This is a genomic window from Dietzia sp. NPDC055340, from assembly GCF_053645335.1.
In genome coordinates this window covers 1-23,977 of the sequence record NZ_JBSHML010000017.1, presented here as the reverse complement: position 1 = coordinate 23,977, position 23,977 = coordinate 1, and the positions used below count along the sequence as shown (strand labels likewise).

The window sequence follows — 23,977 nt, the reverse complement described above, 5'->3', positions numbered from 1 at the left end:
CCGTGGCCTCCACCGACCTGCCGGACACGCTCCGGCTCTCACTGCTGGATCGGTCCCGCACCCGCCACGCCGAGCCGCATGCCTCCGCCCTCGAGGCGACGCTACGCCGGGCCGAACACGCTGACTCTCTGGGCTTTCACCGCTTCTGGATGGCCGAGCACCACTCGGTCCCCGGCATCGCCAGCGGCAGCCCGCAGCTCCTGATCGCGGCCGCCGCGGCGCGCACCGGGCGCATCCGCCTGGGCTCCGGCGGCGTGATGCTGCCCCACCACCGCCCGATGATCGTCGCCGAGCAGTTCGCCATGCTCGAGGCCCTGTACCCGGGCCGGATCGACCTGGGCGTCGGGCGGTCCCTGGGATTCACCGCGCCGGTGCGCGCGGCGCTCGGTGTCGAGGAGTACGACGACGACGCCTTCACCCACGACATCAGCTCGGTTCTGGACTTCCTGCACGGGCGCGGCCCCGTCACCGCGCTGCCCGTCATCGAGGATCCGCCGCCGGTCTTCGTACTCGCGACGGGCCGTGGCCTGGAGATCGCGGCACGGGCGGGGCTGCCCGTCGTGGTGGGCGGGCCCCGGTTGCTCGCCGACCCGACGCCGCTGGAGTGCTACCGCGCGGATTTCCGGCAAGGCGGTGCCACATCGGAGCCGTACGTGGTGGTGAGCCTGGAGGTCGCGGTCGCCGAGTCGACCACCTCCGCGCGCGAGTTGCTGGCCTCGGAGGCCTGGGCGATGGCCGAGTCCCGCGAAACCGGGGCGTTCGGGCCGTTGCGCTCGCCGGCCGAGGTGATGGGCCGGAAGTTCCGGCCGCAGCAGCTGCGCCGGATGGACGAGTGGATCGCCGGAACCCTCTACGGCGACGCCGAGCAGGTCGGCGCCCAGCTAGCCGCGCTGGTCGAGCGTACGGGCGCTGACGAGGTCATGGCCTCCACGTCGATGTACGACCGTGAGGCACTCGCCCGATCGGACGCGGCTCTGGCGGGCCTACTCGCCGGGTAGGTCAGAGGCCGGGGCCGCGGGCCCGTTGCGGATCCGATTGATTAGCTTGGGGCCGGCCGTGATGATCATCGGCAGCACGGACACCAGCACGATCCCGATGAGGATCAGGTCGATGTGGTCCTTGATGAACGTGAACTGCCCCAGCCACGCACCCAGTGCGGTGACGCCCGCCGCCCAGAGCACCGCGCCCACGACGTTGTAGGTGACGAACACCCGGTAGCGCATCCCGGCCATACCCGCGACCAGCGGAGCGTACGTACGGACGATCGGCACGAAGCGGCACAGGATGATCGTCGCGGGGCCCCACTTCTCGAAGAACTCGTGGGCCTCGGTGATGTACGCCTGCTTGAAGATCCGCCCGTCCGGCCGGTTCTGGAGGTGGTGCCCCCACCGGTTGCCGATGAAGTAGCCGACCTGGTCGCCGAGGAACGCGGCGATCGGTGCCGTCACCAGAACGACCCACAGCGGGGCGAAGGGACTGTCCTGCTGGGTGAGCAGGCCCGCGGTGAAGAGCAGCGAGTCTCCGGGCAGGAACGGGAACAGGAGGCCGGACTCGATGAACACCACGGCGAGCAGGGCCGGCAGGATCGCATTGCCGAACGGGCCGTCGCCGGAAAGCCAGAATTCCGGGTCCATGAAACCGGGGCCCAGGGCCACCACGTGCTGTGCCTGTTCGGCCAGGATGTGCGTATTCACCCTACGAGGCTATGCCAGTACGCCTGCGAATCCGCTGAAGGCGCGGGCGCGCGGCCAGCCCCGGGCCCGCTACCACCCGAAACCTCGTAGGATGGGGCCAATCACAGCGCCGACATCTGGAGGATCGTCAATGCCTATCGCCACCCCGGAGCAGTACAAGGACATGCTCGACCGGGCCCGCACGGAGGGGTTCGCCTACCCGGCGATCAACTGCACCTCCTCGGAGACCATCAACGCAGCCATCAAGGGCTTCGCCGATGCCGGCTCGGATGGCATCATCCAGTTCTCCACCGGTGGTTCCGAGTTCGGCTCCGGCCTGAACGTCAAGGACATGGTGACCGGTGCCGTCGCGCTCGCTGAGTTCGCGCACGTCATCGCGGAGAAGTACGACATCCTGGTCGCGCTGCACACCGACCACTGCCCCGAGGACAAGCTGGACACCTTCGTCCGCCCCCTCATCGAGATCTCCCAGGAGCGTGTCGACCGCGGCGAGAACCCGCTGTTCCAGTCGCACATGTGGGACGGCTCGGCCACCCCGCTCGACCGGAACCTCGAGATCGCCAAGGAACTCCTCGAGAAGACGGCCAACGCCAAGCAGATCCTCGAGATCGAGATCGGCGTCGTCGGCGGCGAGGAGGACGGTGTCGAGAACGAGATCAACGAGAAGCTCTACACCACTCGCGAGGACTTCCAGGCGACCCTCGACGCGCTCGGCGCCGGCAACACCGGTCAGCGCTACCTGCTCGCGGCGACATTCGGCAACGTCCACGGCGTGTACAAGCCGGGCAACGTCAAGCTCAAGCCCGAGGTCCTCAAGATGGGCCAGGACGTGGCCGTCGAGAAGCTCGGCCTCAACGCCGGCGACCTGCCGTTCGACTTCGTCTTCCATGGCGGCTCGGGCTCGGCCAAGAGCGAGATCGAGGAGGCGCTGAGCTACGGCGTCATCAAGATGAACGTGGACACCGACACCCAGTACGCGTTCACCCGCCCGATCGCCGCGCACATGTTCGGCAACTACGACGGTGTGCTGAAGGTCGACGGCGAGGTGGGTAACAAGAAGGTCTACGACCCCCGCTCGTACCTCAAGAAGGCTGAGCAGGCCATGTCCGAGCGCGTCGTCGAGGCGTGCAACGACCTCAAGTCGGCCGGCAAGTCCAAGGGCGTCAAGGCCTGATCTGACCTCCCTGACGGCGAGAGCCCCGCGACCTCATCGAGGTTTCGGGGCTCTTCGCTTGCCGGCTGGCCATGCGCCGGGGCCGGGTGGCCGCAATATCGGCCATGTGGTCGCACGCCGCCTATCTGATGTCGCGCTGCCTGTCAGATCTGGCAGGTGGCGCGACATCGGATAGGCGGCGCGGCGTCTACGCGAGATCTCATGGGCGGCGAGCGGTCGCACGGGTGAGTCAGGGAGCGATCAGCCGGGCTGGCCCTCCTGCGGGACGGCGCCCATGCCGACGCCGGGCTCGCAGAGTTTCCACGCCCCGTCTTCGTTACGCATCTGGATCTGCTCGTTCGTCGTCTCGCCGTCCTCGCCGCCGGACTCGACAGTCGCGCTGGCCTCGGTCCCGTTGCCGTCGACCTCGACGCCGGTGACCTGGAGGTCGGCCGGGAACGATCCCGCGATGGACTCCCGCAGCATCGAGTCCAGGTCCGTGCCGGTCTGTTCGCCCGAGGCGGTGATCTGATCCACCAGTTCCTGCGGGACGCGGTTCTCCGCACACATGTGGCTGTTGAACTCGGCGAACGACTCGGCCGCGCTCATGTCGTCGAGCGTCTGCGCGACCTCGCGCTCGACCCTGCCCGCCGAAGACATGGGGCCCATCGTGAACAGCCAGCCCAGCACGGCGACCAGGACGACCACCGCGAGGAAAACGCCCGCCCAGACCAGCGAGCCCCGACGGGCGGGCCGCGCCGCTTCTCCGCAATCGCCCGCTCCGCGGCCGCCTGCACCGGGACCTCGGGACGGGTCCCCGGCGGGTGGTTGCTGGCTCGTCGTCGTCATCCACTACTCCCGGTACGGCTCGCGCGCCCCGGTCGGAGCGCATCGACCCGCCACGGTAGCGGAACCACCTGTGAGCCCGGCAGCAGCGTCCGTCTCCGATGCGGACAAGCGACCGGGGCGTGGCGGCACAGAGAGCGGACTGCCAGGTCTGTCTCAGGAAACAGCAAGTTACCCTTCCGGTATGCCTTCAACGCGACTCGATCCACGCCGTGTCATGACCAGCTTTCTGCTCGCCTCGGCGGTCGTCCTCGCCGGCATCGGATCAGCCCACGCGGACCCCGCCGACTGGACCCAATACCGGCACACCTCCACGAACAACCCCCGCGTGGTCTCCGGCGTGAATGAAATATTCAGCGGGACGATCCCCACCGCGAACGAGGTGCGGGCGACCCCCGTGGTCGCCGACGGCAAGGTCTTCGTGGGTAATCACGACAGCGGCGAGTTGCAGGCGTTCGACCTGACGACCGGTCAGCTGCTCTGGCAGGCGCAGGCCCCGAACTGGGTGCATTCGGAGATGATCCACGCCGACGGACGGGTGTTCGTCGGATTCGGGAACCGCTTCTTCCAGGACGGCTCGGAGGGGTACCGCGGTACCGGCGAGAGCGGAGTCCTGGGACTTGACCCCCACACGGGCGAGATCCTGTGGCGCCACTACACACCCGGCGAGGTGATGCCGACGCCGGTGGCCGTGGGCGGCGCGGTCTGGGCCGTGACCGGGGACCGGCGACTGTACAAGCTGGATCCGGGCACGGGAGAGGCGCTCGACGTGGTCGAGACCGGCCATATCGCCAGCATGTCCTCTCCGTCCGAGCGGGACGGCGTCCTGTTCTTCGGCGGTGGGGCCCCGGCTCCGTACACTTTTTTCGCCTACGACACGGGGGTCGACGACTTCGCGTGGCAACGGGAGTTCCCCGAGTTCAACCGCGGGCTCGACGACGTGCCGCCGGCGGTCGACGCGGGCGTCGTGGTGACCACCGCCAATCGTGCCCTCATCCCGGGGCCGGCGGGCTTTCGTGAGGAGCACTCCATCGTGGCGATGGACACGCGGTCAGGCGAGATCATGTGGCGCGACGTGCTCGGTGTGGGACCGGCGCCGACCAACAACCGGTCGGGTGCGCCGATGATCCACGACGGGGTCGTGTACGTGGGCAGCCCGACCACGGGTGCTGCCTACGCCTACGACCTGCACACCGGCGTGAGGATCTGGCGCAATCCGATCGGGACGATCAAGGCGGCCCCGGTGGCAGTGGGCGACGACGTCTACTTCTCGACGACCGCCGGCGATGTCTATCGTCTGGACACGGCGACGGGAGCGACCACCGGGATCCTGGAACTCGACGGCGCACTGGCACCCGCCGGGCCGATCGTCGTGGACGAGACACTGGTCGTGCCCAGCCAGAGCCGCAACGTCTACTTCGTGCCGCTGGCCGAGTTCCCGGACGGCCCGGCGGCGGCGGGGGGTTCGCTGGCGAGCCTCGGCGACCCTGCGGCGCCGCTCGGCTCGGCCGGTGAGGCCCTGGGTGCGGCCGCGGGGTCGCTCGGCGCCGACGCGGGGTCGCTCGATCCGGCGTACTGACGCGCGACCGGAGATCCGCCGCTCGGAGATCGATCTGTCGCCGGAGGTCCGCAAGCAAATCGAGATCCGAGCGGCAGATCGGGCGGGAGCCGTGAATCCGAGGAGCGGATCGGGCAGGGGCAGCGAATCCGACCGGCAGATCGGGCAGGGGCAGCGAATCCCAGCGGCGGATCGTGGCCGGTGACGAAGCCGGCCACGGATCCGCCTGACCTCAGGGCAGCGGGCCTGCGGGCGCCACTTGGTTGGTGCCGTGCGCGGTCCGCCAGCTGTGCATGGGGTAGGCCCCGCTGTCGGCGCGCGTGTGATCGTGCAGCGCCCAGTAGTCGGCGTGCGCGTAATCCTGCGTGAACTCGACCACCGTGTAACCGTGTCGGTCCAGGTCGACCCAGCGGATGTGGTGGTTCGCGCCCATCAGCGCACCCTGCGCGGCCGCGGACAGGCCGTTGCCCTCGGGCAGCCCCAGGATGTCGTCGACGTTGTTGCTGGTGATCGACGGGGTCACGAACTCCACCGCGTCGGTGCCGGCGCCCGGGTATTCCGCGGCGTCGGTGGGCACCTCGTTGACCCACGAGCTGTGGATGTCGCCGGTGAGGAACACGAAGTTGCGGTTACCGGTCGCGCGGATCACCTCGAACAGGCGGCGGCGCTCACCGGCGTACCCGTCCCACTGGTCGGAGTTGTAGGTGATGCCCTCGCGCGGCATGCTCAGCAACTCGGTCATGGCGCTCATGGTGCGGTTGTCGAGCGGCGGGATCAGCACCGGCGCGACCATCACGGAATTGCCGATCACGTTCCAGCGGGCGGTCGACGAGCCCAGGCCGCGGGCCAGCCAGTCGAACTGCTCGGCGCCGGTCATGGTGCCGGTCTGGTCGACCGCGCGGCCGTCGAACCGGCCGGGCGACTCGGTGCGGTACGAGCGCAGGTCGAGCATGTTCAGTTCGGCGAGCGCGCCCCAGCGTAGGCGGCGGTAGAGGAAGCCGCCGTCGCGCAGCGAGTCGGGCCGGATCGGCATCCACTCGAAGTAGGCCTGCGAGCCGGCGGCCTTGCGGTCGGCCCACGAGCCCTCGTGCGGCTGGTGGTTCTCGGCGCCGTGCTCCCAGGCGTCGTTGGCGAGCTCGTGATCGTCCCAGGTGCAGATCCACGGCACGTGCGCGTGCAGCGACTGCAGGTCCGGGTCGGTGTGGTACTGCGCCATGCGGATGCGGTAGTCGGCGAGGGTGACGATCTCGTGCGGCGGGTCGTGGGGGCGGACGGCGCCGAACTTGGCCGTGTACCCGCCGCGCTCGTACTCGTAGATGTAGTCGCCGAGCTCGATCACCACGTCGAGGTCGCCACGCTGCACGAGGTGGCGGTACCCGGCGAAGTAGCCGGCCTCCCAGTTGGAGCAGGAGACCACGCCGGTGCGCCAGCGGCCGGAGGCGGGCATGGCGCCGTCGGCGGGGGCGGTGCGGGTGCGGCCGACGGGCGAAGTCTGGCCCAGGGCGCGGAAGCGGTAGTGGTACCAGCTGTCGGGGGCCAGGCCGGTGGCGTCGAACTTGACCGTGTGGTCGCGCCCGGCGTCGGTGGTGACGCTGCCCGAGGCGGTGATGGTGACGAACGAGGGGTCGGGGGAGACCTCCCATTCGACGACGACGGCGTCGCCGATCCCCGACCCGGGGGCGGCCTCGGCGGACGGCGTCACGCGCGTCCACAGGATGACGCGGTCCGCCATGGGGTCGCCCGACGCGACGCCGTGCTGGAAGGCCGCCACCGCGCCGCCCGCGGGGGCCCCGGCGCCGACCGGAACGGCCGCGCCGGCGGTGGCGGCCTGACCGGCGAACGCCCCGGTGCCGACAGCGGCGCCGGCCAGCGCCCCGGCCCGGAGAACGGTCCGCCGGTTGAGCCCGGTGGCGGCCCGGCCGGACGGGGTGGACGACGACGCGGGGGAGGACGGCACAGTCATGCGTCCAGTTTGCCGCTCGCTCAGGTATTCCGGGGCGAACTCCGCCTAGTCGTCACCGAACGTTCACGCGGGCGTGGCCGTCGACGCCGTTGACGGAGATCTCCTCGCTGATCACCACGGTCTCGGAAGGCTGGTCAGAGTCGGTGGGCGCGGCCGACTCCGCCGGCGTGGACAGGTAGCGCTCGAGGGAGTCGTCGAGCTCCTCCAGCCACGGGGTGTGGTGCGTGGTGGCCATGGTGCCGGTCATGACCGAGCGGTGGTTCTTGTCGCGGTAGGTGAGGATGTTCTTCACCTTGTCCTCCTTCCAGTCCAGGAAGATCTGCACGACCTCGTCGATGTCGAACATCGGGTAGTCCGTGGCCTCGATGAGGTCCCGGATGTAGTCACCCTGGAAGCGCACGTCGTCGGCATCGCCGTCCAGCTCCTGGAAGCGCTTACGCCACGAGCGCATATGGGCGGCACGCTGCTCGGCGGCGGGCAGCGTGGCCCGGCCGAGGATGAGGTCGCGGACGTACCAGGCCTGCGCGTCGAACATGTTGAACGTGAACCACTGGTCCTGGGCGCCCAGGTAGTACAGCTTCGGGTTCTTCTGCCAGACCACGCCGCGGTAGAGGCCGGCGGGGTAGATGTTGTTCGGTGACTGCAGCGCCAGCTCGGCCGGCAGGAACGGGTACTTGTGCAGGTACCCGGTGCACAGGATCACGGCGTCGAACTCGCGGGTCTCGCCGTTCGAGAAGTGGACGGTCTGACCCTCGAACCGGTCGAGGAGCGGGAGCTCCTCGATACCGTCTGGCCAGTCGTAGCCCATGGGGCTGGTGCGGTAGGACATCGTCACGGAGGCGGCGCCCATCTTGTGTGCCTGCACGCCGATGTCCTCGGCCGAGTACGAGGCGCCGATCAGCAGAACGCGCTTGCCGTCGAGGGCCTCCGCGCCACGGAAGTCGTGGGCGTGCCGCACCGAGCCGGGGAAGGTCTCGATCCCCTCGAAGTCGGGGACGTTCGGGAAGCTGAAGTGGCCGCTGGCCACGATCACCCGGTCGAACTCGGAGCTGGTGGTCTTGCCCGAGCGCAGGTTCTCCACCGTCACGGTGAAGGTGTCCTGGTCGCGGTCGTAGTCCACCCAACGGACCGCGGTCGAGAACTGCACCTTGTTCTTGACCTTGGACCTGCGGACGCGGCCGTCGATGTAGTCCCACAGCACCTCGCGCGGCGGGTACGAGGAAATGGGCCGGCCGAAGTGTTGGTCGAAGGTGTACTCGGCGAACTCCAGGGCCTCCTTGGGGCCGTTTGACCACAGGTTGCGGTACATCGAGGAGTGCACCGGCTCGCCGTAGCGGTCCGTGCCGGAACGCCAGTCGTAGTTCCACTGCCCGCCCCAGTCGTCCTGCTTCTCGTAGGCGACGATCTCGGGGATCTTCGCCCCGGCGCGCTGGGCGGACTCGAATGCCCGCAGTGCGGCGATCCCGCTCGGTCCGGCTCCGATAATCGCAATACGCTGTCTTGACACAGATTTCCTTCCGGCCCACGTGCGGCCTGTCCGTTTCTCCGACTGGCCCCGGCGGAGGCAATACCCGGCGCGATCGACTCATATGATCCGCGCTCCGAGGCCTCGACACCGACACCACGATCCCGCTCAGGAGCGGCGACCCGGGAGGGGCGCCAGCAACGAGCGCGCGGCGCCCTTTCGGAACGCCGCATGTCCTTCATGATAGCAAAACTGCACTTCACAAGCGTTCGCTTCACCCTTCTCCTGCGTATGTGACGTCTCAACCAGCAGCGATGTGGTCTGGGGCGGGTGGTCCCTGCACGCACGCGGCCAGTCGCTCGGCGGAATCATGGACAATGGAACGCATGACCCAGTTCGGAGACCTTCTCGGCCCCCCGCCCACCCGTCTGACCGGCGACCCGGAGGCGGAGGACGCCCTCGCCGCGGGCGAGGAACCCCGCACGGTGGCGGCCTCGCACCCGTCGGCGTCGGTCGCATGGGCGGAGCTGGCCGAGCGCGCGCTGGACGCCGATGACGCGGTGTCGGCGTACGCGTTCGCCCGCACCGGCTACCATCGCGGCCTCGACCAGCTGCGCCGCCACGGCTGGAAGGGCTTCGGCCCGGTGCCGTATGACCATGAGCCCAACCGCGGCTTTCTGCGCGCCGTCGCCGCACTGGCCCGTGCCGCGCAGACCATCGGCGAGGAGGACGAGTACATCCGTTGTCTGGACCTGATCAATGAGTCAGACCCGCACGCCGCCGCGCCTCTCGGCCTGGCGTGACCGACTCGACGCCCGCGCGCTGGGCGTCTACGCCGCGCTGCCGGTTCCGCTGAGGACGCGGAGCCGGCGTCTGGCGTACGCATTCCTGCCGATCCTGCAGTGCGGTATCGCCGCTGGCCTGGCCTGGTTCATCGCCAACGACCTCCTGCACCACCCGCGACCGTTCTTCGCGCCCATCGCCGCGGCCATCGCGCTGGGCATCGGCATGGGCCGGCGGGTGCGCCGCGGCATCGAACTCGTGATCGGAGTAGTGGTGGGCGTCGGTCTGGGCGACCTGCTCATCGCGCACATCGGCTCGGGGCCGTGGCAGATCACGGCCGTGGTGGTGCTGGCGATGTCGGCGGCGGTGTTCCTCGACCGGGGCGCCCTGGTGGGGACCCAGGCGGCGTCGTCGGCGATCCTCGTGGCCACGCTTCTGCCGCCGGGCAGTACCGGCGGTTACGATCGGATGGTCGATGCGTCCGTCGGCGGCGCCGTGGCGCTGCTCCTCATGGCGTTGATGCCGGTCCACCCCCTCAAGCGGGTCCGCCGCGAGGCCGCATCGCTGCTGGGCGTGGCGTCCTCGGTACTCGGGGAGGTGGCGGACGGGTTGGAGACCCGCGATTCGGACCGGATCCGACGCGCGCTGCAGGACGCGCGCGACACCCAGCCGGCGATCGACGCGATCGAGGAGCAGCTCGCCGGGGCGCGCGAGCTCGTGAAGATCTCGCCGTTCTACCGGCGGCGCAGGCCCGAGGAGGTCACGCTCGCGGCGGTCCTCAACCCGCTGGACAACGGCATCCGCAACATCCGTGTGCTCGCGCGACGGGCGATCGTCGCCGTGGACGACCAGGTGGACGTGCCGCCCGCGCTGGTCGCTCTGCTCAGGTCGCTCTCCGACGCGGTGGAGCTGCTGGCGCGGCGGGTGGCGAACGACCCTGACGCGCCCAAGGACGCGCAGGTTCACCGCGAGTTGCGGGCCGTGGCCTCGCGCGCCAAGCGTGAGCTGCTGTTCGATCCGGGCCTGACCGAGACCGTGATGCTGGCACAGGTCCGCTCGGTCCTGGTGGACATGATGCAGGTGGCGGGGCTGAGCAAGATCTCGGCCGTGGCCACCCTGCCGCCGACCGTGCGGACCCCGTCGGTGGAGCCGGAGTTGCTCGAGGAGTGGCCCGATTCGCCTGACCGGCCGACGTCCGTGCTGCCCCCGTTCAAGGCAACACGAGCCTCAATGGCTCGATATGACGGTAAAAAGTCGTCCTCTTGACCGGCCGCCGCGCGGTGATGCCGTCGCGGGTGATCAGCGCGCCGGGCGTGCCCACCTGGACGGCGCGCGCCTGGAACCACTGCCGACGCCGGAACCTGCGGGGCCGGTCCGCGGTGGCGCGAACTCCCGGCAGGTCGCGGGAGACGCGCACCGTGAGGGCGTCGACCTTGCCGGTGAAGACCCTGTCGTCGTCGGCGTAGGCCTCGCCCACCAGCACGTCGTCGCCGGCCCCGGTCACGGTGGCCTCGCCCACCAGCACCGCCCCGGTCTCGTCGCGCACCAACGGCACCTCGTGCGCCCGGCCCTGCACGCCCAGCTTCGCGGCCGCCGAACCCGTCGGCAGTCCGTAGGCGCGCGTGGCCGGGGTGGCGTCCTCGGCGATGTAGGCGATCTCCACATCGAGATTCTCAGTGCGCATCAGGCGCGTGAGCAGCGCGGACAGGCCGGCGTCGGTGCCACACACCAGTAAGCGGCGCCGGGCCCCGACCTCTGCCAGCGCCCGGTTGATCTCGTCCTTGTTGGGCACTTCGCTCACCTCGATGCGCGAGTGCTCACCCAGGACCGTCGGGACCGGCGTCGAGCCGCAGCGGATGACGATCATGACTTCCATCATGACCGTCCCGGGCCGCGGGGGCGAACCAGGGGCTGTCGCCGGCGGGGCGGGGCCCGCGAGGGGGTCGAACCACGGCCGGAGCGCCGGACCGGAGTCGACATGTGGGGCAGGATGGAGGGATGCGCAGGATCGACCTCAACTGCGACCTCGGTGAGGCCCGCCGGGGGACGCCGCGCTGGGCCGCGTCTCTCGCGCCCGGGGCCGGCCCCGACCCGGACGATGCCGCGCTGCTCGACGTGGTGACCTCGGCCAACGTCGCCTGCGGGTTCCACGCCGGGAACCGGCCCACCATGAATTCCACCGCCGTGGCCGCCGCGCAGCGGGGCGTCGCGCTGGGCGCGCACCCCTCGTACCGGGACGGGGCCAACTTCGGGCGGGTGGCGCAGGACCTGTCGCGTGAGGAGGTCGCCCGCCTGGTGCAGTTCCAGCTGGAGGAGCTCGACATGGCCGCCCGCCGCCACGGCACGCGGGTGCGCTACCTCAAGCCCCACGGCGCGCTCTACAACCGTATCGTCCACGACGCGGAACAGGCGGCCGGCGTAATGGACGCCGTGCTGCGCTACGCCGAGCTGGCCCGCGAGGAGCCGCTGCCGGTGCTCGGCCTGCCGGGGTCGGTGGTGCTCGACCACGCGTCGGCAGCCGGGGTGCGGGCGGTGGCGGAGGCGTTCGCCGACCGCGGGTACCGGCCCGACGGCACGTTGGTGCCCCGCGGCGAGCCGGGCGCGGTCCTGAGCGACCCGGACCAGGTCGCCGCGCGCGTGGTGGCCATGGCGACCGGTCAGGAGATCACCGCGGCGGGCGGGGCGCACGTGGTGATCGACGCGGCGTCGGTGTGCGTGCACGGCGACACCCCCGGTGCGCTCGACCTGGCCCGCCGGGTGCGGGGCGACCTGGAGGCCGCCGGCGTGGAGGTGGCGCCGTTCGTGGAGCCGGCCGGGTCCGGGTAGGACCGGCCCGCCATGACGACGACGAGGATCCGCCCCTGCGGAGAGGCCGCGCTGTTGCTGGAGTGCGCGGATCTCGCGGCTGCGGTCGGGTGGGCCGAGGAGATCGGGGCCGCGCCTCTCGGGGCGGTGGATGTGGTGGCGGCCGCCCGGACCGTGCTGGTGACCGCCCGCGGTGCCGCCGATCTGCCGCGGCTGCGGCGGGCGCTGGAGGCCCTGCTCGCCGCCGGCCCCACGGCCCGCCCCGAGCCCGCGGGGGTAGAGGTCGAAGCTGGGGCTGGTGCTGCAGCGGGCACGGTGACGCTGGATGTCCGCTACGACGGCCCCGACCTGGCCGACGTCGCCGAGTTGGCCGGCGTCTCCGTCGAGGCGTTCGTCCGGATGCACACCTCGATCACGTGGAAGGCCGCGTTCGGTGGGTTCGCTCCGGGCTTCTTCTACCTCGTCGACGCGCGAGAACTCGGAGCCGGCGAACTCGATACCGGCGCTGACCCGGGCCCCGGGCCGATGCCGACGATCCCGCGGCTGGATTCGCCGCGGCCGAAGGTGCCGGCGGGATCGGTGGCCGTGGCCGACCGGTTCTGCGCCGTCTACCCCGGCGCTTCACCCGGCGGGTGGCGACTGCTCGGCACCACCGACGCGCCACTGTGGGACATCGATCGTCCGCAGCCCGCGCTGCTCGCACCCGGCACGCTCGTGCGGTTCCGTGACATCGGTGCAGACGGCGCCGGCAGCGCCGGCAGCGCCGGCAGCGCCGACATCGGCAGCGCCGGAGGGGCCAGATGAGTCTGCTGGTGCTCCGGGCCGGGCCATCGGTGCTCGTGCAGGACCTGGGCCGGCCCGGGCACGCCGACATCGGGGTGACCGCCTCGGGGGCCGCCGATCGCGCCGCCGCGGCCACTGCGCTGCGGGCCGTCGGCACCGACCCCGCGGCCGCCGTCCTCGAGGTGCTGCTCGGCGGGCTGACCATACTGACCGATGTCCCGGCGGTGGTGGCGGTGACGGGGGCGGTGGGCGTTGTCGTCGTCGTCTCTCCGGGCGGCTCCCGCCGCACCGCCGCCACGGGCGAGGTCCTCCGGCTCGAGGCCGGGGCGACCCTGGAGATCGGGCGGCCCGACGCAGGACTGCGCGCCTACCTGGCCGTGCGCGGCGGCATCGACGTGACGCCCGTGCTGGGCAGCCGCTCGCGCGACACCCTCGCCGCGCTGGGGCCGCCACCCGTCGTCACGGGGGGCCGGCTCGGCGTGGGCGACCTCGTGGCGGGGCCGTGGGCCGAGGGCTGGCACCCCGCGGTGGGCGGCGGCGTCGGTCCCACCAGCGGTGACGTGGGCGTCGAGCTGGACGTGATCCCCGGGCCGCGCGACGACCTGTTCCCCGACGAGGCGTGGGACGTGCTCGCTCGCACCGGGCACGTCAGTGGGCACGCCGACCGGGTGGGCGTGCGCATCGACCCCGCCCGCCCCGTCCCGCGGCTCTCCCGCGCGGAGATCCCCAGCGAGGGCATGGTGCGCGGCGCGGTACAGATACCGGCCGACGGTGCGCCCGTGGTGTTCGGTCCCGACCACCCGGTGACCGGCGGGTACCCCGTCATCGGTGTGCTCACCGCGCGGTCCGCGGACGCGATCTCGCAGCTTCTACCGGGAACGCCGGTGCGATTCCGCAGGCTGCGGGGCGTCGCCGACTAGGGTGTTCACGGCGGTACGGACTATTCTGGGGCGTTGGTGTGCGCGGATTCGCTGTCAGGTGTCTGACGCCGGTGCACCGTGACGACGACTCATTCGAGGTGAATGCGAACCATGCCAGCGATCGTTCTGATCGGCGCCCAGTGGGGCGACGAGGGCAAGGGTAAGGCCACCGACATCCTGGGCGGCCACGTGGACTACGTGGTCAAGCCCAACGGCGGGAACAACGCCGGCCACACCGTCGTGGTGGGCGGTGAGAAGTACGAGCTCAAGCTCCTGCCCGCCGGCATCCTCTCGCCCACCGCCGTGCCGGTGATCGGCAACGGCGTGGTGGTGAACCTGGAGGCGCTCTTCGAGGAGATCGAGGGACTGCAGGCGCGCGGCGCCGACACCTCCCGCCTGCGGATCTCCGCCGACGCGCACCTCGTGGCGCCGTACCACCAGCAGCTCGACAAGGTCACCGAGCGGTTCCTCGGCAAGAAGGCCATCGGCACCACCGGGCGCGGCATCGGCCCCACCTACGCCGACAAGGTCTCGCGTGTGGGGATCCGCGTCCAGGACGTGTTCGACGAGTCGATCCTGCGGCAGAAGATCGAGGGTGCGCTGCACCTCAAGAACCAGATCCTGGTCAAGATCTACAACCGCCGCGCGGTCGAGGTCGAGGAGATGGTCGAGTACTTCCTCGGTTACGCCGACCGGCTGCGGCCGATGGTCGCCGACACCACGCTCATGCTCAACCAGGCGCTCGAGCGCGGCGAGTCCGTGCTCATGGAGGGCGGCCAGGCCACCATGCTCGACGTGGACCACGGCACCTACCCGTTCGTGACGTCGTCCAACCCGACCGCCGGTGGCGCCTGCGTAGGTTCGGGCATCGGGCCCACCAAGATCACCCACTCGCTGGGCATCGTCAAGGCGTACACCACCCGCGTGGGCGCCGGGCCGTTCCCCACCGAGCTGTTCGACAAGTGGGGCGAGTACCTGCAGGTCACCGGCGGTGAGGTGGGTGTCAACACCGGCCGCACCCGCCGCTGTGGTTGGTACGACGCCGTGATCGCCCGGTACGCCGCGCGCGTCAACGGCTTCACCGACTACTTCCTGACCAAGCTGGACGTGCTCACCGGCATCGGCGAGATCCCGATCTGCGTGGCCTACGACGTGGACGGCGTGCGGCACGACGAGATGCCCATGTCGCAGACCGACTTCCACCACGCCGAGCCGATCTACGAGACCATGCCGGGCTGGGAAGAGGACATCACCGGAGCCCGCGTCTTCGAGGATCTGCCGCCCGAGGCGCGTGATTACGTGCTGCGGCTCGAGGAGTTGGCCGGGTGCCACATGTCGTACATCGGCGTGGGGCCCGGCCGCGACCAGAACGTGGTGCGGCGCGACATCCTGGCGTGAGGCTGTTCGCCGCGCGAGCTGACGAGCGCCCCGCGCCCTTCTCCTGAAGGGTGCGGGGCGCTTTTCTCGCTGCGTGGGCGCTTAGACCGGGAGCCCGGGGAACGGCGGGAGTTCGATCGCGCCGCCACCGATGCCCGCGCCGACCGCCAACGCGATCGAGACGCCGATGCCGGCGATGAGGACTAGCCCCACCTGCACGGCCTCGTTCTCCAGGGACCCGCTCGCGGAGGACTCGGCGCCGGTCGTGTCGTACTGCACTGTTGCCGAATCCACGGTGGCGGCGGGGGCGGCATGGGCGGGGGCGACGGCCACGGTGGCGGCGGTCAGCGCCAGAGCGGCGGCGAAGGAACCGGTGCGGGACTTGTTCATGTGTGTCCTATCGGGCGCGTTGCCGGGGGCATTACCGAGAGTGCCGCGTTTCACGGCGTCGCCGCTCCTTGCCGGGAGGGGCAACTGGACCGGGGCTGGCCGGGCCTTGCTACCTACCGCGAGGGATCCGCATCCCATTTCTGATCGGTCGCGTTCTGGCAGGCATCGGCCGAGTAGACCCCTGCAAGATCGCGACCGGATCTCACGATATGCGACCGGATTTCACGAATCGCGACCGACCGGGCAAGGGCAGAGATGTCGGCGGGGGCGGCGCCCTGAGGCCGCAACTGAGCCCGCTGCCGAGATTCCTGCCAAATGAGGCCGCCTGGCGCAGAAACTCGGTGTCTTCGCACGTCAAACCCTGTGGATCGTCGACGGGTTATCCACATTCCGCCCTGTTCGTCGCCGATCGCCCAGTGGCCACCGACGACGATGGAATCGTGGCGCTAGATAACCCAGCAGATTTCGCGACGAGCCGGCCATCGGCAGCACGGTTTGTGGATGCGGTCTATCGCGGAGAACCCTTTCTCGGCCGGGCCGCGCTGCAGTACGGAGTGCTGACCCGCCATGATCTGCAGACCCGATTCCGAAAGGTGCACCCACGGGTCTTCGTGGCGAGGTCAGCCGAGCTGACGACGTATCAGACCATTCGGGCGGCCTGGCTCTGGGCCGGCCCCGGTTCAGTGCTGTGTGCTGGTACAGCGGCATTCCTTTCTGGGGAGGAGTACTTCGGGACTGAGATGGTCGACGACGCCGTGCAGCTCTGGAGACCGGACTTCCGAACCCCGCCGCCCGGCATAGTCGTTCGGAGATGGCGCGCTGCCCCTGAGTCCGTACAGGTCGGCGGCATGTCTGTCACCACACCAGCTCGCACGGCGATCGACCTGGCTCGGCAACTCGACTCGGATGTCAGAGCGGTCGCCGCGCTCGATTCGATGTGCAGGACCGGGCGCGCAACTCCGGACGCAATCGCCGAGACCGCGTTCACAATGGCTGGCCACACTGGCGTTCGACGGGTTCTCGGTCTCTTGCCGTCGGTCGATCCCAAGGCCGAGTCCCCTAAGGAGACCGAGTTGCGGTTGCTGATGGCAGCAACGGACCTTCCGCAACTGGAATCACAGGTCGAGGTATTTGATGAGCTGGGGCGACTCGTTTCTCGGCTGGATCTGGGGAACCGGGAGTGGAAGGTGGGACTGCAGTACGACGGGGAGGAACATCTCAAACGGGAGCGCCGCGACCGTGATTCCATGTCGAATGCCCGGCTAGGAGTTCTGGGCTGGGACGTGCCCCGCGTGACACATGGGATGTTGAGGTCGCCGAAAGACCTGATCGGCTTTGCGCGCGCCGCATTCGAGCGTCAAGGCTGGCGGCCGTGACAGCGTCACCGCGGTGTTCGGTGACTGGAAGTCGATACGCGATGGTGGTAGGTCGCGATTCGTGGAATCTCGTCGCATTTCGTCAAACGATGTCGCGATCCTGCAGGCGGCTACTCGGCCGATGCCTGCAGAATCGCGACCGATCGAAGGGCGCGAGACTGGTCAGTCAACGTGGCTATATGCCACGCGGACCGCGGTGATCGCCTCGTTCAACGTGAAACCAGAGCCGACGGCCCGTTCGGCGAACTCCTCGGCGGCGCGGGTCAGAACCGCGCTCGTCCGATCGGGAGCCGTGACGAACGTTCCTGAGCGGCCGCGGCCCTCGAGCATTCCCGCCTCCTCGAGTTCGCTGTAGACCTTGGCTGCCGTCCTTGCCGCGATCCCGACCTCCGTCGCCATGGTGCGGATCGCCGGCATGCGGGTCCCGGGGGTCAGCGTTCCACGGCGGATGGCCTCGACAATCTGCCCCTTGAGTTGGCGAAACGGGGGCTCGGTCGAGTGTGGGTCCAATGCCAGAACTATCCCGTCAACCTGCGAGCCGGCCCCCGCCTCGCTCATGGTCAGACCCAGACCTGGTCGATGTCGGTCACCTCACGCGGCGGCGGGGCCGGGACCGGGGCGGCAGGGGTGCGCGAGAATCGCGGCGCGGGCGCCGGGCCCATGTCGCCGTTGACGTCGACGAAGGTCTCGCGCGCCACGTTGTGGGGGTGGTCCAGCGACTCCGTGTACGTCAGAACCGGAGTGGTGCAGGCGTCGGTGCCGTAGAACTGCTCGGCCCACTCGTCGCGGGTCTTCTCCGCGAACTTGCCGGCGATGACCTCTCGCAACTCGTCCCAGCGGTCCACGTCGAACTGGCCGGGGACCTCGTCGCCGTCGATGCCGAGAATGCGGGCGAACTCGGCGTAAAACTGGGGCTCAAGCGCGCCGACGGCCATGAACTTGCCGTCCGAGCAGGTGTAGACGTCGTAGAACGGGTATCCCGTGTCGAGCATGTTCGTGCCGGCGACGTCCGACCATTGATCGCGGCCGCGCATGGCCCACTGGAACTGACCGAGGACGGAAGCGCCGTCGGTCATGGCTGCGTCGATGACCTGACCGATTCCGGAGGTCGAGCGCTCGATGATTGCCGCGAGGATGCCCTGGATGAGGAACATCGACCCGCCGCCGAAGTCGCCCACGAGGTTCAGCGGGGGCACGGGGCGCTCGCCCTTGCGGGCGGTCGCATTGAGGTGGCCGGTGAGCGAGATGTAGTTGAGGTCGTGGCCAGCGGTGTGGGCGAGCGGCCCGAACTGCCCCCAGCCGGTCATCCGCGCGTACACCAGCCTCGGGTTGAGTTCGAGGCACTCGTCCGGGCCCAGGCCCATTCGTTCCGTGACCCCGGGGCGGAAGCCTTCGACCAGCACATCCGCCTTGGCGATCAGGCCGCGCACCTGTGCCAGGCCCTCATCGCTCTTGAGGTTTGCCTCCACGACGGTTCGGCCGCGACGGGTGATGTGTGCCCAGCCGTCGACCTGGGTGGCCAGTTCACCCGGACGCATGACGGTCACGACGTCGGCGCCCAGGTCGGCCATCATCATGCAGGCGTGCGGGCCGGGGCCGATGCCGTTGAGTTCGACGACGCGGATGCCGGCGAGCGGGCCGGTAGATGCAGTGGTCACAGGTGTGCCCTTTCGTGTGGCTTTCCCCACACGTTATCGCCTTCACCGCCTGACGAGCGCGGCACCTCCAATGTGGCACGAGTGACACAAGTGGCACAGGTGGGCGCCGGGAGTGAGAATCAGCTCATCTTGTGGATCGGTCGTCCAAATAGCCACGCAGTTCCTGTGACTTCCACCACCGTGGGCCACGGCATTCACTGAGACGTCAACGCGTCCATCAGGTTTGCGCGGAGTTTTCCCCACGCAAGGAGTTTCAATGTCTTGTCTCAAAGGATTCGCTGCCGGCGCTTCTGCGCTGGCGTTGGCCGCCGGAACCACTCTCGCCGGGGCCGGCGTCGCTGCCGCGCAAGACGACGATCAGGGTGCGACCGGCTCACTCGGTAGCAGCTCACTTGGCCTCGGAGACGTCGCCGGTGACCTCGAGACCGCCGCTGAAGCGCTCAACGGCCCGGTTGCCGTGACGCCGAACGCCGAGGGCGGCCCTGCCATCACGTACGTCAATGAGACCGATGGCGCGCAGGAGTGCCTCGGTTTCACCGCGCCGTACTCGACGGTGCTGGAAAACGACATCGACACCGACTACGACCCCGACGACGCCGTAGCGGCCCTCGCTCTGATGGACGCTCTCGAAGAGGGCGGCGACGTCTCGCTCTTCGGTGGGAACGCCGAGGGCGAGCCGATAGTGAGGGCGGATCCCAATCCGGCCGAGGGCGGCGACGTGGCGGGATTCGTGGCCGGGTTCGCACTGGGCTTGGGCGGCGAGAGCATCACCGTCGATTCAGGCGACCAAGTCTCCTGGACGCCCCCCTCGCCGGAGACGTCCGCGCTCGCCGTGGTGGTGTGTCTGCCTGAGGGGAGCGGCGACCGAGAGACCTACAACGGCATCGACAAGCAGGTCGTCGCGGACCAGATCAACGAAATTGTTCCGGGCGGATCGATCCAGGCTGGCTCCGTCTCGGGCGGCAGTGTCGAGACCGGCGTCACGGCCCTCGGCTCGCTGGCCTCAGCCAGTGCCGGCGACGACGCCGACACCGAGGAGCCCCCGGCCGAGGAGCCCGCCGAGTAATCGGCCAGCCCTCAGCACCATCGCAAACCAGACGGCCCCGGGAGGCCCTCGCCACAGGCGGGTGGACCTGCCGGGGCCGTCTGCTGCCATCTACTAGCCTGTGTGCCATGACCAGCGCGCATGATCCCCTGGCTCCGCCCGTTACGGACCGCTTCGGCACCCCCGGCGCCCCGGAGGCAACACGCGTTATGCTGCTCGGCTCCGGCGAGTTGGGCAAGGAGGTGGCGATCGCACTCCAGCGCTTGGGTGTGGAGGTGATCGCCGTGGACCGCTACGACGGTGCGCCCGCCCACCAGGTCGCGCACCGTTCACACACCATCGACATGACGAACGCCGACGAGGTTCGCCGGGTGGTGGAGCTGGAGCAGCCTCAGGTGATCCTGCCCGAGATCGAAGCCATAGCCACTACCGCGCTCGAGGAGATCGAGCGCGAAGGTCTGGCGCGAGTCGTGCCCACCGCGCGGGCGGTCAGGCTGACCATGGACCGCGAGGGCATCCGCCGCCTCGCCGCCGAGGAGCTGGGCCTTCCCACCAGCAGGTACGCCTTCGCCTCGTCGCTCGAGGAGCTACGCGAGGCCTGCGACACGACCGGGTATCCGTGCCTTGTGAAGCCGACGATGTCGTCGTCGGGCAAGGGACAGTCCTCCCTCGACGGTCCCGACGACGTCGAGGCGGCATGGAACTACGCGCAGTCCGGCGCCCGCGTCGCGGGGGCGCGCGTGATCGTGGAGTCGTTCGTCGACTTCGAGTACGAGATCACCCTGCTCACCGTACGCAGCGTGGACCCGGAGACCGGTCGGATCCGCACCGACTTCTGCGAGCCGATCGGCCACACCCAGGAGCGTGGGGACTACGTGGAGTCGTGGCAGCCGCAGGCCATGACCCAGGACGCCTACGACTCGGCGCGCTCGGTCGCGGCGCGGATCACGGGCGCGCTCGGCGGGGTCGGCGTGTTCGGTGTCGAGCTCTTCGTCAAGGGCGTCGACGTGTACTTCTCCGAGGTCAGCCCCCGACCTCACGACACCGGTCTGGTCACGCTACGCAGCCAGGTGCTCAGCGAGTTCGAGATGCACGCCCGCGCAGTGCTGGGCCTGCCGGTCGTCACGACGATGTCCAGCCCGGGCGCGTCCGCGGTGATATACGGCGGGATGGGCGCCGAGGGTGTGGGCTTCACGGGCGTGGCCGCGGCGATGGCTGTGCCGGAAGCCGACCTCCGCCTGTTCGGCAAGCCCTCGACCAGCGAGTTCCGCCGCATGGGAGTGGCTGTGGCCACCGCCGAGAACATCGAGACCGCCCTCGAGCGCGCCCGCAAGGCCGCGTCGCACGTGCGGGTGGTGAAGTAGGTGCCGCGTGCGGTACTGATCGTGGCGAAGACTGTGCCCGAGGGGTCCGACATATGACGACGACGAGTTCGCCGATCGACGACGCCCGCGACCTGCCGCGTGAGCCCACTGCACCGTGGATCCGTGTGCTGGCGATCGTCGCGGTGGCGGTCTGGCTGGCGGTGGTGATCTGGCAGTTCATGGTCCTGCCCGACCGGGTCCCCACCCACTTCGACGGCTCCGGCCGGGCAGACGGCTGGTCCAGCAAGAACGGCGCGCTCGCGTTCTCGGTGTTGATCCCCTTGCTGTGCGTGATCCCGCTGCCGTCGCTGGCCCGACTGGTGCTGCGTTGGCCGCAGGCCATCAACGCGCCCAATCGGGACTGGTGGATTACATCCGGCCCACGACTACGCAGGTTCGAGCGGCTGATGCGGGAGGACCTGTGGCTGATCACGGTTCTCACGCTGGCTCTGCTGGTGGCGATCGACGTGGGGATCACGATGACCGCCCGGGCGGAGTCGGATTCCATGGCGAACGGGGTGTTGTACGGCTCGCTCGCGGTGTTCGGCGTAGGACTGTTCGCGGTGTTGGCCCGCATGTACGCCGGTGGCCGCTACGCCGAACAGGATGTGCTCTGAGCAGGCGTTGAGCGGCTTTATGCGAGCCGATCGGGCGCGTGTGCGTGCCCTGTTGCGCGGTTGCGCCGACCTCCCGCGGTGTCTCCTGTGAATGGTCGTCCACCCCATCCACAGCACCCCGTCGGAAGCGCTGTCCGGCCGCTGCCCGCACCTAGCGTGATGCCCTGAGCGGCCCGGGCGTGCGGGCCGGAGGGGAGCGGGGCAGATGGCGGAGCAGGATTCAGCGGCGGACCCAGGGGAGGAGTCGCGACCGGGCCGTGGGCTGGGGCCGGACCACGGCGGCGCGGGGTTGCTGGCGTTCCAGCGGGCAGCGGTCCTCGGCCAGGCGGACCGGGTCCGCGAGGCCGGGGAGGCCGGCGCGACGCGCTCGGCGGAACTCGTCGGGGCACTCGAGGAGGTCTCGGCGGCCGCGTCCGGGATGGCTGCGTCGGTGCCGGGCGGCCTGATCTGCGGGCCCGCGCTGGCGGAGTGTTCGGCACTGCTGGCGCGGAGGGCGCGAGACAGCGCGGAAGAGACCGACCGGATCGCCGGGGCGATGACCCGCGGGGCCGGGCTGCTGGCGGAAGTGGACGAGGAGGTGGCGCGCCGTGTCTCCCGCGCCGCGGGCTGAGGCGCTGGTCACGGCCATCGACCACGCCGAGGCGCGCTCCGCCGCCGTGGGGCGCGCGGTGTCGGACGCGGCCGAGGACCTGGACGCGGTCGCCCGCCGGCTGGGCGCGGGCCCCGAGCGCGGCGGGTGGTTCGGCCGCGCGGGGCGCCGCGCGCGGGCGAGTGTGGCCGATGCCGCCGCCGAGTCGCGGACGATCGCCGGCGCGTGTCTCTTCCTGTCAGATGTACTGCGCGTGGAAGGTGCCGGGTTGGCGCGGGCGGTGATGAGTTGGGACGACGACGAGCTCGCCCGTCCGGGCGCTGGCGATCACACGGCCGTGGTCGACGCTGATCATGCCCTCGTGCAGCGGCTTCGCGAGGCGGCGGACGTGCTGGCCGGTGCCACGGACCCGGATGCCCGGCCATGCCTTGACCTCTCCGGGACGACCGGCGACGACCCGCGTGCGATCGCCGCCCTGTGGCACTCGCTCGGGCCCGCCGACCGCGAGCGGCTGGCCCGCGACAAGCCGGAGTTGGGGTCGGTGGCGGGGTTGTCATCGGCCGCGCGTGATGCCCTCAATCGGACTCGTTTGCGACGGCTGCTCGACGCCCTCGACCGCGGCGGGGCAGACGCCGGGCTCGCGGACGCGGGGCCGGGGCTCGCTGCGCTGTCCGAGTACCTCGACGCCGACCCTCGTCGGCATCTGCTCACCCTGCACGCCGATGGTCGGGCGGTGGTGGCGAGCGAGAATCCCGATGTCGCGGACCGGGTGGTGACGCTGGTGCCCGGCACGGGATCATCGCTCGAGACACTCGGGCGAACCGGCGAGCGCGCGGCAGCTATGTGTGAGGCGGCGGACGAGGTCCGCTCGCCGAAATCTCGGAACGCAGAGCCCGTCGATGCGGCGCCGGTCGACGCGGAGACCACGGCGTGCGTGTCGGTGGCGTGGCAGGGCTACCACGCGCCGGACACCATCGCCGAGGCGGGTCGATCCCTGGCATCCGCACGAGCGCACGACGAGGACCTGCGTACGTATGCCGCTGGTCTGGATGCGGTCGAGGCGATGGACGGCGACGACGCCCCGCACACGGCCGTGGGATACAGCTACGGATCAGCGACGCTCGGGGCGGCGGCCTCGGATCCGCGAGGGCTGGCGGCCGACCTGATGATCCACGTCGGTAGCCCTGGCGCTTCTGTTGAATCGATCGAGCAGCAGTGGGTGGACGAGGGCGGCGCATCACGGCGGGCACACGACCGGGAGGTCGCGGGCGTGGCGAGCAGGTGGGATGCAGTGCCGTGGTGGTCGATCACCGGGGTGCTGGGCGAGCGGCCCGGAAGCGGGGACTTCGGCGGGTTCGCCGTGGACGTCACCGAGCCCGGGGCCGGGCCTCGGTCGGTGGGCACCACCCATTCGACGTACTTCGATCGCGGGACGGTGTCGCTGGAGGAACTGGGCAGGCTCATCGCTGACACCGAGTAGCCGCCCCGTCCGCACACCGCCCGTTACCGTTATTGAACCTCCGGTGGTCGGAGGTCTGGTCGCTTGAGTGGGCATGGCTTTCTTGCCCTGCCATCAATGGTCCGGGGGGTG

The 23,977-nt window shown here is 70.1% G+C and carries 23 protein-coding genes; 15 read left to right on the top strand and 8 right to left on the bottom strand.

What is annotated here, in order from left to right:
• Positions 1-2 precede the first annotated feature (2 nt).
• Complete coding sequence (locus tag ACWIFB_RS13045) at positions 3-998, top strand: MsnO8 family LLM class oxidoreductase (RefSeq protein ID WP_454058466.1); 996 nt, start codon at positions 3-5, stop codon at positions 996-998.
• Here the strand turns inward: ACWIFB_RS13045 and ACWIFB_RS13040 are convergent.
• Entirely contained in the window at positions 984-1,634 is a 651-nt protein-coding gene (locus ACWIFB_RS13040) for a DedA family protein (protein WP_454058499.1), read from the bottom strand. The two genes, ACWIFB_RS13045 and ACWIFB_RS13040, sit on opposite strands and share 15 nt — an antisense overlap.
• 190 nt (positions 1,635-1,824) lie before the next feature.
• On the opposite strand from ACWIFB_RS13040, the gene fbaA reads away from it, so the two are divergent.
• Positions 1,825-2,868: a class II fructose-bisphosphate aldolase gene (gene fbaA / locus ACWIFB_RS13035; protein ID WP_452099908.1), complete on the top strand. Its 1,044-nt coding sequence runs from the start codon at positions 1,825-1,827 to the stop codon at positions 2,866-2,868.
• A 240-nt stretch (positions 2,869-3,108) separates the two neighbouring features.
• On the opposite strand, the gene ACWIFB_RS13030 is transcribed toward fbaA, so the two are convergent.
• Positions 3,109-3,696 (bottom strand): Rv0361 family membrane protein, encoded by a 588-nt coding sequence (locus ACWIFB_RS13030; protein ID WP_452099907.1) that lies wholly within the window; start codon positions 3,694-3,696, stop codon positions 3,109-3,111.
• Positions 3,697-3,877: 181 nt separating this feature from the next.
• On the opposite strand from ACWIFB_RS13030, the gene ACWIFB_RS13025 reads away from it, so the two are divergent.
• A complete protein-coding gene (locus ACWIFB_RS13025; protein WP_454058465.1) occupies positions 3,878-5,272 on the top strand; it encodes an outer membrane protein assembly factor BamB family protein in 1,395 nt (464 codons plus the stop codon).
• Positions 5,273-5,483: 211 nt separating this feature from the next.
• Here ACWIFB_RS13025 and ACWIFB_RS13020 read toward each other — a convergent pair whose 3' ends face one another.
• Both ACWIFB_RS13020 and ACWIFB_RS13015 read right to left on the bottom strand, forming a co-directional pair.
• The gene (locus ACWIFB_RS13020) at positions 5,484-7,214 is read right to left on the bottom strand and encodes an alkaline phosphatase D family protein (protein ID WP_454058464.1); all 1,731 of its coding nucleotides are present in this window, start codon (positions 7,212-7,214) and stop codon (positions 5,484-5,486) included.
• A 52-nt stretch (positions 7,215-7,266) separates the two neighbouring features.
• The gene (locus ACWIFB_RS13015; RefSeq protein ID WP_452099904.1) at positions 7,267-8,721 is read right to left on the bottom strand and encodes an NAD(P)-binding domain-containing protein; all 1,455 of its coding nucleotides are present in this window, start codon (positions 8,719-8,721) and stop codon (positions 7,267-7,269) included.
• A gap of 344 nt (positions 8,722-9,065) precedes the next feature.
• Between ACWIFB_RS13015 and ACWIFB_RS13010 the strand changes: the two genes are divergently transcribed.
• Together ACWIFB_RS13010 and ACWIFB_RS13005 are read left to right on the top strand one after the other, a co-directional pair.
• Positions 9,066-9,482 (top strand): DUF3151 domain-containing protein, encoded by a 417-nt coding sequence (locus ACWIFB_RS13010; RefSeq protein WP_452099903.1) that lies wholly within the window; start codon positions 9,066-9,068, stop codon positions 9,480-9,482.
• Complete coding sequence (locus ACWIFB_RS13005) at positions 9,439-10,728, top strand: FUSC family protein (protein WP_454058463.1); 1,290 nt, start codon at positions 9,439-9,441, stop codon at positions 10,726-10,728. Before ACWIFB_RS13010 ends, ACWIFB_RS13005 begins: the two co-directional genes overlap by 44 nt.
• On the opposite strand, the gene ACWIFB_RS13000 is transcribed toward ACWIFB_RS13005, so the two are convergent.
• Positions 10,673-11,329 carry a hypothetical protein gene (locus ACWIFB_RS13000; RefSeq protein WP_454058462.1) on the bottom strand — a complete coding sequence of 219 codons (657 nt, stop codon included), beginning with the start codon at positions 11,327-11,329 and terminating at the stop codon, positions 10,673-10,675. The two genes, ACWIFB_RS13005 and ACWIFB_RS13000, sit on opposite strands and share 56 nt — an antisense overlap.
• 131 nt (positions 11,330-11,460) lie before the next feature.
• On the opposite strand from ACWIFB_RS13000, the gene ACWIFB_RS12995 reads away from it, so the two are divergent.
• From ACWIFB_RS12995 to ACWIFB_RS12980, 4 genes are all read left to right on the top strand, one after another.
• Positions 11,461-12,288, top strand: coding sequence for a LamB/YcsF family protein (locus ACWIFB_RS12995; protein ID WP_454058461.1), 828 nt, complete (start codon positions 11,461-11,463; stop codon positions 12,286-12,288).
• A 12-nt stretch (positions 12,289-12,300) separates the two neighbouring features.
• Complete coding sequence (locus tag ACWIFB_RS12990; protein WP_454058460.1) at positions 12,301-13,071, top strand: 5-oxoprolinase subunit B family protein; 771 nt, start codon at positions 12,301-12,303, stop codon at positions 13,069-13,071.
• Positions 13,068-13,970: a 5-oxoprolinase subunit C family protein gene (locus ACWIFB_RS12985; protein ID WP_454058459.1), complete on the top strand. Its 903-nt coding sequence runs from the start codon at positions 13,068-13,070 to the stop codon at positions 13,968-13,970. The genes ACWIFB_RS12990 and ACWIFB_RS12985 overlap by 4 nt, the downstream gene beginning before the upstream one ends.
• Before the next feature lie 111 nt (positions 13,971-14,081).
• Positions 14,082-15,368 carry an adenylosuccinate synthase gene (locus ACWIFB_RS12980; protein ID WP_259842917.1) on the top strand — a complete coding sequence of 429 codons (1,287 nt, stop codon included), beginning with the start codon at positions 14,082-14,084 and terminating at the stop codon, positions 15,366-15,368.
• 81 nt (positions 15,369-15,449) lie between these two features.
• On the opposite strand, the gene ACWIFB_RS12975 is transcribed toward ACWIFB_RS12980, so the two are convergent.
• Positions 15,450-15,737, bottom strand: a complete 288-nt coding sequence (locus tag ACWIFB_RS12975; RefSeq protein WP_454058458.1) for a hypothetical protein — start codon at positions 15,735-15,737, stop codon at positions 15,450-15,452.
• Positions 15,738-16,153: 416 nt separating this feature from the next.
• Here ACWIFB_RS12975 and ACWIFB_RS12970 point away from each other — a divergent pair, with 416 nt between their 5' ends.
• Complete coding sequence (locus ACWIFB_RS12970) at positions 16,154-17,113, top strand: hypothetical protein (RefSeq protein ID WP_454058457.1); 960 nt, start codon at positions 16,154-16,156, stop codon at positions 17,111-17,113.
• Between the two features lie 162 nt (positions 17,114-17,275).
• Here the strand turns inward: ACWIFB_RS12970 and ACWIFB_RS12965 are convergent, their stop codons facing one another.
• Both ACWIFB_RS12965 and ACWIFB_RS12960 read right to left on the bottom strand, forming a co-directional pair.
• On the bottom strand, positions 17,276-17,671 hold the full coding sequence (locus tag ACWIFB_RS12965; protein ID WP_454058456.1) for a GntR family transcriptional regulator: 396 nt from the start codon (positions 17,669-17,671) through the stop codon (positions 17,276-17,278).
• Positions 17,672-17,673: 2 nt separating this feature from the next.
• Positions 17,674-18,771 carry a CaiB/BaiF CoA transferase family protein gene (locus ACWIFB_RS12960; RefSeq protein ID WP_454058455.1) on the bottom strand — a complete coding sequence of 366 codons (1,098 nt, stop codon included), beginning with the start codon at positions 18,769-18,771 and terminating at the stop codon, positions 17,674-17,676.
• A 256-nt stretch (positions 18,772-19,027) separates the two neighbouring features.
• Here ACWIFB_RS12960 and ACWIFB_RS12955 point away from each other — a divergent pair, with 256 nt between their 5' ends.
• The 5 genes from ACWIFB_RS12955 (at position 19,028) to ACWIFB_RS12935 (ending at position 23,866) form a co-directional block, all read left to right on the top strand.
• Positions 19,028-19,837: a hypothetical protein gene (locus tag ACWIFB_RS12955; protein ID WP_454058454.1), complete on the top strand. Its 810-nt coding sequence runs from the start codon at positions 19,028-19,030 to the stop codon at positions 19,835-19,837.
• 107 nt (positions 19,838-19,944) lie between these two features.
• Positions 19,945-21,180 carry a formate-dependent phosphoribosylglycinamide formyltransferase gene (purT, locus tag ACWIFB_RS12950; RefSeq protein WP_454058453.1) on the top strand — a complete coding sequence of 412 codons (1,236 nt, stop codon included), beginning with the start codon at positions 19,945-19,947 and terminating at the stop codon, positions 21,178-21,180.
• A 53-nt stretch (positions 21,181-21,233) separates the two neighbouring features.
• Positions 21,234-21,797 (top strand): DUF1648 domain-containing protein, encoded by a 564-nt coding sequence (locus tag ACWIFB_RS12945; protein WP_454058452.1) that lies wholly within the window; start codon positions 21,234-21,236, stop codon positions 21,795-21,797.
• Positions 21,798-22,002: 205 nt separating this feature from the next.
• On the top strand, positions 22,003-22,407 hold the full coding sequence (locus ACWIFB_RS12940; protein ID WP_454058451.1) for a hypothetical protein: 405 nt from the start codon (positions 22,003-22,005) through the stop codon (positions 22,405-22,407).
• On the top strand, positions 22,385-23,866 hold the full coding sequence (locus ACWIFB_RS12935) for an alpha/beta hydrolase (RefSeq protein ID WP_454058450.1): 1,482 nt from the start codon (positions 22,385-22,387) through the stop codon (positions 23,864-23,866). The genes ACWIFB_RS12940 and ACWIFB_RS12935 overlap by 23 nt, the downstream gene beginning before the upstream one ends.
• Positions 23,867-23,977 lie beyond the last annotated feature (111 nt).